Source organism: Streptomyces niveiscabiei, assembly GCF_001419795.1.
In the GTDB taxonomy this organism is placed as follows: Bacteria; Actinomycetota; Actinomycetes; order Streptomycetales; family Streptomycetaceae; genus Streptomyces; species Streptomyces niveiscabiei.
Genome location: NZ_LIRL01000951.1, coordinates 1 through 7989, shown reverse-complemented (window position 1 = coordinate 7989; position 7989 = coordinate 1). Strand labels below are relative to the sequence as shown.

The following is a 7989-nucleotide window of genomic DNA, read 5'->3' as shown; positions in this document are numbered from 1 at the left end:
CGGGCGGCGAGTTCGGGGCGGAGCCAGTTGCGGGCGTGGTTGGTGGGCTCGCCGGTTCTCTCGTCGGAGCGGAGGCGGTGGTACGTCGCCAGCTCGGGCAAGTCGGGGAAGTGGGCGGCCAGTTCGGGCGGGACCGGGGCCCTGCCGTGGTCCAGGAGCTGTGTGCGCATGCCGGACTGCTGGGCGACGATCGCGTCCACCGAGCCCAACAGGCGTACCGGCGTGCCGCGCCTGGCGCCGGGTTCGATGAAGGTGCCCCGGCGCCGGTGGCGGGTGATGAGGCCCTCGGTCTCCAGCTCCTTGAGGGCCTGGCGCATCGTGAGGACGCTGACGCCGTAGTGGGCCGCGAGCCGCTCCTCGGTCGGCAGGCGCAGCGGCGCGTCGGGCGAGCGGCCGAGGATCGAGGCGCGCAGGGACTGCGAAACCTGGTACCACAGAGGGAGTTTGGCGTTGAGGCTGAGCGAGTCGGGGGCGAAGGAGGTCACGGCGCCAGCCTGAAACTCCGGTGCCCGGGACGGAAGTGCCGCTCCAGCCCCCGCCAGACATCGTCGTACCGCTCCTGAAGATGCTCCCCGGCATGCGCCGCGAGCGTGATCGGCCAGCGCGTCTCGAACATGAACGCCAGCCCGTCGTCGAGGCGTTGGGGCTTCAGCTCGGCGTGGCTCGCCCGCTCGTACGTCTCCCGGTCGGGCCCGTGCGCGGACATCATGTTGTGCAGCGACCCCCCGCCCGGCACGAACCCGGCGGACTTCGCGTCGTACGCCCCCTCGATCAGCCCCATGTACTCGCTCATCACGTTGCGATGGAAGTACGGCGGCCGGAACGTGTCCTCGCCGACCAGCCAACGCGGCGCGAACACCACGAAGTCGACGCCGGCCAGCCCCGGTGTGTCCGACGGCGACGTCAGCACCGTGAAGATCGACGGGTCGGGATGGTCGTACGAGATCGTCCCGATGACGTTGAACCGCCGCAGGTCGTACACGTACGGCACGAGGTTGCCGTGCCAGGCGACGACGTCGAGCGGGGAGTGGTCGTACGTCGCTCGCCAGAGGTTGCCGCAGAACTTGCTGACGACCTCGACGGGCCCTTCGACGTCCTCGTACGCGGCGACCGGCGCCCTGAAGTCCCGTGGATTCGCCAGGCCGTTGGCGCCGATCGGGCCGAGGTCGGGGAGCCGGAAGGGGGCGCCGTAGTTCTCGCAGACGTACCCGCGGGCGGTCGCGTCGAGGAGGGTGGCACGGAACCGGACGCCTCGCGGGACCAGCGCCATGTGCCCCGGTTCCGCGTGGAGTTGGCCGAACTCCGTGTGCAGCAGGAGGCCGCCGCGCTCGGGGACGATCAGCAACTCCCCGTCGGCGTCGGAGAAGACGCGGTCCATGGAGGCGTTCGCGTGGTAGAGGTGCACGGCCATCCCGGCGCGCTGCGTGGCGTCGCCGTTGCCGCCGACCGTCCACAGCCCGGCGAGGAGGTCGGTGCCGGGGGCGGGCTCCGGAAGGGGGTCCCAGCGCAGCCGGTTGGGGTCGGGGACGGCCTCCGTGAAGGGGCCCGTACGGATCGCGCCGTTGTCGGTCCGGGCGAACGCGGGATGTGCGGCGCTCGGCCGGATCCGGTACAGCCACGAGCGCCGGTTGTGGGCACGCGGCTCGGTGAACGCCGTACCGCTGAGCTGCTCCGCGTAGAGCCCGAGGGGGGCGCGCTGGGGAGAGTTGCGGCCCTCGGGGAGCGCCCCGGGCACCGCCTCCGAGCTGTGCTCGTTGCCGAAGCCGGTGAGGTACGTCAGTCCCTCGGCGGTCTTGCGCGCGTCCGTGGCCATCGTCGCTCCCTCGCGTCCGAATCCTCTGTATCACCGTAGGAATGAAGCGGCTGGCTCGCAAGGGGTACCCGGGTAGTCCTCTGGTAGGACGATCGCGGGGGGACGAGAACCAGACTCCAGGGGGATTCGAGCACCGGGGGGCTGTTCTAGGCTCACGGCATGTCGTGGACGCGTGGGTTTCTCGCCGCGCTCGCGGTCTGTGTCCTGCTGCCGGCCGGACTCGCGGGCTGCGGGTCCAGTGCCGGCTCCGAACAGGGAGACGGGAAGAACGGGGCGTCGACCGCCCCTGCCGGAAAACTCCTGGACGACACGGACGAGGCGGGCCGCCGGTACCGGGAGGTAGGCAGCAAGGGGGCGCCCTGGGTGGGCGTCCAGGTCGAACCGGACTCCGACGGGAGCTGGGAGGTGCGCCTCACCCTGCGCAACTTCCGCTTCTCCCCCCAGGGCAGCGCCGCGCGGGCCGTCGAGGGCCGGGGGGCCGCGCGCCTGTACGTCGACGACAAGCCGCTCGCCGAGCTGCGCACCCCGCGCTACCGCATCGGCGCGGGCTACCTGCCGCACGGCACCCACCACGTCACCGCCCGGCTGTACGCGGACGACGGCACGGTGTGGGCGGTGGACGGCAAGATGGTGCAGAGCACGGCGGACATCACGGCGTCGGAGCCGGAGGCTTCGCCGGGGGCGGGGTCGCCTTCGCCTTCAGGGCCGGGGTCGGCGTCGGGCTCGCCTTCGCGCTCGGCCGCGGGGTCGGCGGCGCCTACGGGGGTCGCGCTGGGGAGGGCCTCGGGTCTCGCGGCGACGGCCTCGGGCACGCCGTTCCCGACGGCCGCGGTCGCCTCGTACCCCCACCCGTACTCCCCGTACCCGCCGCACTCCGGGTACTCCCCGTACGTCTCCCTGGTCGTGGACACCTCCTCCCTTCCGCCCTCCGGGAGCACCCGGTCCCTCTCCAGTACTACGGCGGTAGCCTCTAGCACTCCCGCGCAGCCGAGCGCGGCCGGCGGCCCGTTCCGTCCCGACGGGCGGGGTACCCCGGCCACCGGCGGAAAGGCATCATGAACTCCGTGCCTCAAGCGACATCGCTGCGCCGAGCGCCCGTCCAGCGCCGGAGTGCGGAACGGCTGACCAGGATTCTTGACGCGTGCGCGGACCTTCTCGACGAGGTGGGCTACGACGACCTCTCCACGCGGGCCGTCGCCCAGCGGGCCGGTGTGCCCATCGGCTCGGTGTACCGCTTCTTCGGGAACAAGCGGCAGATGGCCGACGCGCTGGCCCAGCGCAACCTGGAGAGGTACTCCACCCGGGTGACCGAGCGCCTTGAGCGGGCCGGTACGGGGGACTGGCGGGCGGCGATGGACGCGGTGCTCGACGAGTACCTGGAGATGACCCGTACCGCCCCCGGCTTCTCCCTCGTCGACTTCGGCAACCAGATCCCGGTCGGCTCCCGGCACGCCGAGCCCAACACGCGCGTCGCCGACCGCCTCACGGAACTCCTCTCGGCGTACCTCGACCGGACGCCGGACGACGACCTGCGCCGTACGTTCCTGATCGCCGTCGAGACCGCCGACACCCTCGTCCACCTGGCCTTCCGCCTGTCCCCCGAGGGGGACGAGCAGGTGATCGAGGAGACGCGGCAGCTGCTGCGGGCGTATCTGGCGCGGGTGCTGGACTGAGAGAGCCGGGCCGGGGGCGTCGTAGTCCCCTCCCCCTCGTCGTAGTCCCCTCGCTCTCAGGGACCAGCCCCAAAGGACTCCCCGTAATACCTACCGGTCGGTACGCTCGGAGTATCACTACCCACGTACTAGTACCCGCGTACCAGTACCCGCGCCGAAGCCGTCGCCCCTCCGGGAGGACCCGTGTCCCGAACCGCCCTGCGTGTCTGCCCCCTGTGCGAGGCCACCTGCGGTCTGACGCTCACGATCGAGGGGACCGCGGTCACCCGGGCCAGAGGGGACCGGGACGACGTGTTCAGCAAGGGCTTCATATGCCCCAAGGGCGCGTCCTTCGGCGCGCTCGACGGCGACCCCGACCGGCTGCGTACGCCGCTCGTCCGCCGGGACGGCGAACTGCGGGAGGCGACCTGGACGGAGGCGTTCGACGCCGTGGCCGCCGGGGTGCGCGGCGTCGTCGAGCGGTACGGCGCCGAGTCGGTCGGCGTGGTGCTGGGCAACCCCAACGTGCACACCGTCGCCGGCGCGCTCTACCCGCCCGTCCTGCTCGCCGGCCTCGGCACGCGCAGCTACTTCACCGCCTCGACGGTGGACCAGATGCCCAAGCACGTCTCCTCCGGCCTCCTCTTCGGCGACGCGAACGCCATCCCCGTACCCGACCTCGACCGCACCGACCACCTCCTGCTGATCGGCGCCAACCCCCTTGAGTCCAACGGGAGTCTGTGCACGGCCCCCGACTTCCCGGGCCGCCTCAAGGCGCTGAAGGCGGGCGGCGGCACCCTCGTCGTCATCGACCCGCGCCGCACCCGCACCGCGAAGCTCGCCGACCGCCACGTCCCGATCCGCCCGGGTACGGACGCCCTGCTGCTCGCGGCGATGGCGCACACCCTGTTCGCCGAAGACCTCGTGGAGACGGGGGAGTTGACCCCGCACCTCCAGGGCCTGGCCGAACTCCGGGACGCCGTCGGCGAGTTCACCCCCGACGCGGTGGCCGCCGCCTGTGACGTCGACGCGGACACGATCCGCACGCTCGCCCGGGACCTCGCAGCCGCCCCAACTGCCGCCGTGTACGCGCGAATCGGCAGCTGCACGGTCCCGTACGGCACGCTCGCGAGCTGGCTCGTGGACGTCCTCAACATCCTCACCGGCAACCTCGACCGCGTCGGCGGCGCCCTCTTTCCGCAAGCGGCGACGGACAGGACCCCGCGCCCGGCGGGCCCAAGCCACGGGTTCGCGTTGGGGCGGTGGCGGTCCAGGGTGAGCCAACACCCTGAGGCCAAGGGCGAGTTGCCGCTCTCCGCGCTGGCCGAGGAGATCGACACGGCGACGGCCGAGGGCGAGCCGATCCGCGCGCTGATCGCGGTCGCCGCGAACCCCGTGCTGTCCGCGCCCGACGGCGACCGGCTCGACAAGGCCCTGTCCGGGCTGGAGTTCATGGTCAGCGTCGACCCCTACCTCAACGAGACGTCCCGGCACGCCGACGTGGTCCTGCCCCCGCCGCCGCCCTCGCAGAGCCCGCACCACGACTTCGCGCTCAACACCCTCGCCATCCGCGCGCAGGTCCGCTACAACCGGGCCGCGATCCCGCTGGAACCCGGCCGCATGGCCGAGAGCGAGATCCTCGCGCGCCTCACCCTCGCCGCGACCGGCATGCACGGCGCCGACCCATCGGCCGTCGACGACATGGTGATCGCCCAGACCCTCGGCAAGGCCGTCAAGGAGGCCCACTCCCCGGCCCACGGCCGCGACCCCAAGGAACTCGCTGGTCAACTCACCGGCGAGAACGGCGTGGAGCGCCGCCTCGACCTGATGCTCCGCCTCGGCCCGTACGGCGACGGCTTCGGCGTACGGCCGGACGGCGTCACTCTGGAGAAGGTGCTCGCGCACCCGCACGGCATCGACCTCGGCCCTCTGCGCCCGCGCCTCCCGCAGCCGCTGAAGACGAGGAGCGGCAAGGTCGAGCTGTTCCCGGAGCCGATCGCCGCCGATCTCCCGCGACTTGCCCGCGCGATGACCCAACTCTCCGACGGACTGGTCCTGGTGGGCCGGCGCCATCTGCGCTCCAACAACAGCTGGATGCACAACGTGCCGCCCCTGACCGGCGGTTCGAACCGCTGCACCCTGCACGTGCACCCCGAGGACGCCGAACGCCTCGGTGTCGCCGACGGCGGGTACGTCCGCGTCAAGGGCGCCGGGGGAGCGGTCACCGCACCCGTCGAGGTCACCGACTCGGTCCGGCGCGGCGTCGTCAGCCTCCCGCACGGCTGGGGCCACGACCGCCCCGGCACCCGGATGAGCCACGCCGCGCTCGATCCCGGCGTCAACGTCAACCAGCTCCTCGACGGCCGGCTGCTGGACCCCCTGTCGGGGAACGCGGTCCTCAACGGCGTACCCGTCGAGCTGGACCCCGTCCGCTGATACCGCAGTACTAGAGCTCTAGTACCTGACCAGGAGTTTTGCGCTTATTGCTCGCGTGTCAACGTCTTGTTAACACTCTCGCGCGCCACCTAACGTCGTCGCACCGCCAGCCCCCGGTGGGATGTTCAAGGGCGAACGTTAGGTATCCAACTCATGCTGACCATCCTCGGCTTCACCATGATCGCGACATTCCTTGTCCTGATCATGCTGAAGAAGATGTCGCCGATCGCGGCGCTCGTGCTGATCCCCGCGCTGTTCTGCGTGTTCGTCGGCAAGGGCGCCCACCTCGGCGACTACGTCATCGACGGCGTCACCGGCCTCGCCCCCACCGCGGCCATGCTCATGTTCGCGATCGTCTACTTCGGTGTGATGATCGACGTCGGCCTCTTCGACCCGATCGTGCGGGGCATCCTGAAGTTCTGCAAGGCCGACCCGCTCAGGATCGTCGTCGGTACGGCGATCCTCGCGGCGATCGTCTCCCTCGACGGCGACGGCTCCACGACCTTCATGATCACCGTCTCGGCGATGTACCCCCTCTACAAGCGGCTCAAGATGAGCCTGGTCGTGATGACCGGCGTCGCCGCGATGGCCAACGGCGTGATGAACACGCTGCCCTGGGGCGGCCCGACGGCCCGCGCGGCGACCGCGCTGAAGCTCGACGCGAGCGACATCTTCGTCCCGATGATCCCGGCGCTGGCCGTCGGCCTGGTCTTCGTGATCGCCCTCAGCTACGTCCTCGGCCGCCGCGAGCGCAAGCGGCTCGGCGTGCTGACGCTGGACGAGGTGCTGGTGGAGGAGACGGAGACGGTGCTGGTGGGCGCCGGTACTACGGGTACTACGGGTACTACGGGCGGCGGCAAGAGCAATGCTTCCCTCCCCGGGAACCCGCACGACCCCGAGGACTCCGACGACGACGGCTTCCGGGTCCTGGACCCCGACCGCTCCACCCTGCGCCCCAAGCTGTACTGGTTCAACGCGCTCCTGACGGTCACCCTCCTCACCGCGATGATCATGGAGTGGCTGCCGATCCCGGTGCTGTTCCTGCTCGGCGCGGCCCTCGCCCTGACCGTCAACTTCCCCCACATGCCCGACCAGAAGGCCCGCCTCGCCGCCCACGCGGAGAACGTCCTCAACGTCTCCGGCATGGTCTTCGCCGCCGCCGTCTTCACCGGCGTCCTCAAGGGCACCGGCATGGTCGATCACATGGCGCGCTGGCTCGTCGACAACATTCCCGACGGCATGGGCCCCCACATGGCCTTCGTCACCGGCCTGTTGAGCCTCCCGCTCACCTACTTCATGTCCAACGACGGCTTCTACTTCGGCGTCCTGCCCGTCCTCGCCGAGGCCGGCCAGGCGCACGGCGTCTCCTCCCTGGAGATCGCCCGCGCCTCCCTCGTCGGCCAGCCGCTGCACATGTCCAGCCCGCTCGTCCCCGCCGTCTACGTCCTCGTCGGCATGGCGAAGGTCGAGTTCGGCGACCACACCCGGTTCGTCGTCAAGTGGGCCTGCCTCACCTGCCTGGTGATCCTCGCGGCGGGCATGCTCTTCGGGATCATCTAGCGCAGGACCTGGCTCAACCGGCGTACATCTGGAGGTACTTGTGAGGCCCGGCGGGAACCGCGGCTGGCTGCTCAGGCTCGTCGTCGCCTTCTCCTTCGCGCAGGGGGCGGTGTCGATGGCCCGGCCCGCCGTCTCCTACCGGGCCCTCGCGCTGGGCGCGGACGAGCGGGCGGTCGGCGTCATCGCGGGGGTGTACGCGCTGCTGCCGCTCTTCGCCGCGGTCCCGCTGGGCCGCCGTACGGATCACGGGCGCTGCGCCCCGCTGCTGCCGGCCGGCGTCGTTCTCATCGCGGGCGGCTGCGCGCTCAGCGGCGCCGCGAACTCCCTGTGGGCGATGGCTCTTTGGAGCGGCGTGATGGGGCTCGGGCACCTCAGCTTCGTCATCGGCGCGCAGTCGCTGGTGGCCCGGCAGTCCGCGCCGCACGAACAGGACCGCAACTTCGGGCACTTCACCATCGGCGCCTCCCTCGGCCAGCTCGCCGGACCCGTCGCCGCCGGTGCGGTCCTCGGCGGCGACGGGTCCGGCGA

General features: G+C 71.4%; 7 protein-coding genes. 5 read left to right on the top strand and 2 right to left on the bottom strand.

Features of this window, described 5'->3' with window-relative positions; all coding sequences use genetic code 11:
• A partial coding sequence (locus tag AOK24_RS37670) for a GntR family transcriptional regulator (RefSeq protein ID WP_055724442.1) occupies positions 1–485 on the bottom strand: 485 nt, incomplete at its 3' end.
• Positions 482–1813 (bottom strand): homogentisate 1,2-dioxygenase, encoded by a 1332-nt coding sequence (gene hmgA, locus AOK24_RS37665; protein WP_055724441.1) that lies wholly within the window; start codon positions 1811–1813, stop codon positions 482–484. The genes hmgA and AOK24_RS37670, both read right to left, overlap by 4 nt.
• 159 nt (positions 1814–1972) lie before the next feature.
• Between hmgA and AOK24_RS51675 the strand changes: the two genes are divergently transcribed.
• The 5 genes from AOK24_RS51675 to AOK24_RS37640 form a co-directional block, all read left to right on the top strand.
• Positions 1973–2872, top strand: a complete 900-nt coding sequence (locus AOK24_RS51675; RefSeq protein ID WP_240554308.1) for a nuclear transport factor 2 family protein — start codon at positions 1973–1975, stop codon at positions 2870–2872.
• A complete protein-coding gene (locus AOK24_RS37655; protein WP_055724440.1) occupies positions 2869–3486 on the top strand; it encodes a TetR/AcrR family transcriptional regulator in 618 nt (205 codons plus the stop codon). The genes AOK24_RS51675 and AOK24_RS37655 overlap by 4 nt, the downstream gene beginning before the upstream one ends.
• 183 nt (positions 3487–3669) lie before the next feature.
• Positions 3670–5901: a molybdopterin oxidoreductase family protein gene (locus tag AOK24_RS37650; protein WP_055724439.1), complete on the top strand. Its 2232-nt coding sequence runs from the start codon at positions 3670–3672 to the stop codon at positions 5899–5901.
• A 153-nt stretch (positions 5902–6054) separates the two neighbouring features.
• On the top strand, positions 6055–7461 hold the full coding sequence (locus AOK24_RS37645; protein ID WP_055724438.1) for a CitMHS family transporter: 1407 nt from the start codon (positions 6055–6057) through the stop codon (positions 7459–7461).
• Positions 7462–7501: 40 nt separating this feature from the next.
• On the top strand, positions 7502–7989 hold a 488-nt coding region (locus tag AOK24_RS37640), incomplete at its 3' end, for an MFS transporter (RefSeq protein ID WP_159052130.1).

Bases quoted from the DNA above. Each gene is read 5' to 3' on its own strand.
- hmgA (WP_055724441.1), bottom strand. From the start codon at position 1,813: ATGGCCACGGACGCGCGCAAGACCGCCGAGGGACTGACGTACCTCACC.
- AOK24_RS51675 (WP_240554308.1), top strand. From the start codon at position 1,973: ATGTCGTGGACGCGTGGGTTTCTCGCCGCGCTCGCGGTCTGTGTCCTG.
- AOK24_RS37645 (WP_055724438.1), top strand. From the start codon at position 6,055: ATGCTGACCATCCTCGGCTTCACCATGATCGCGACATTCCTTGTCCTG.
- AOK24_RS37655 (WP_055724440.1), top strand. From the start codon at position 2,869: ATGAACTCCGTGCCTCAAGCGACATCGCTGCGCCGAGCGCCCGTCCAG.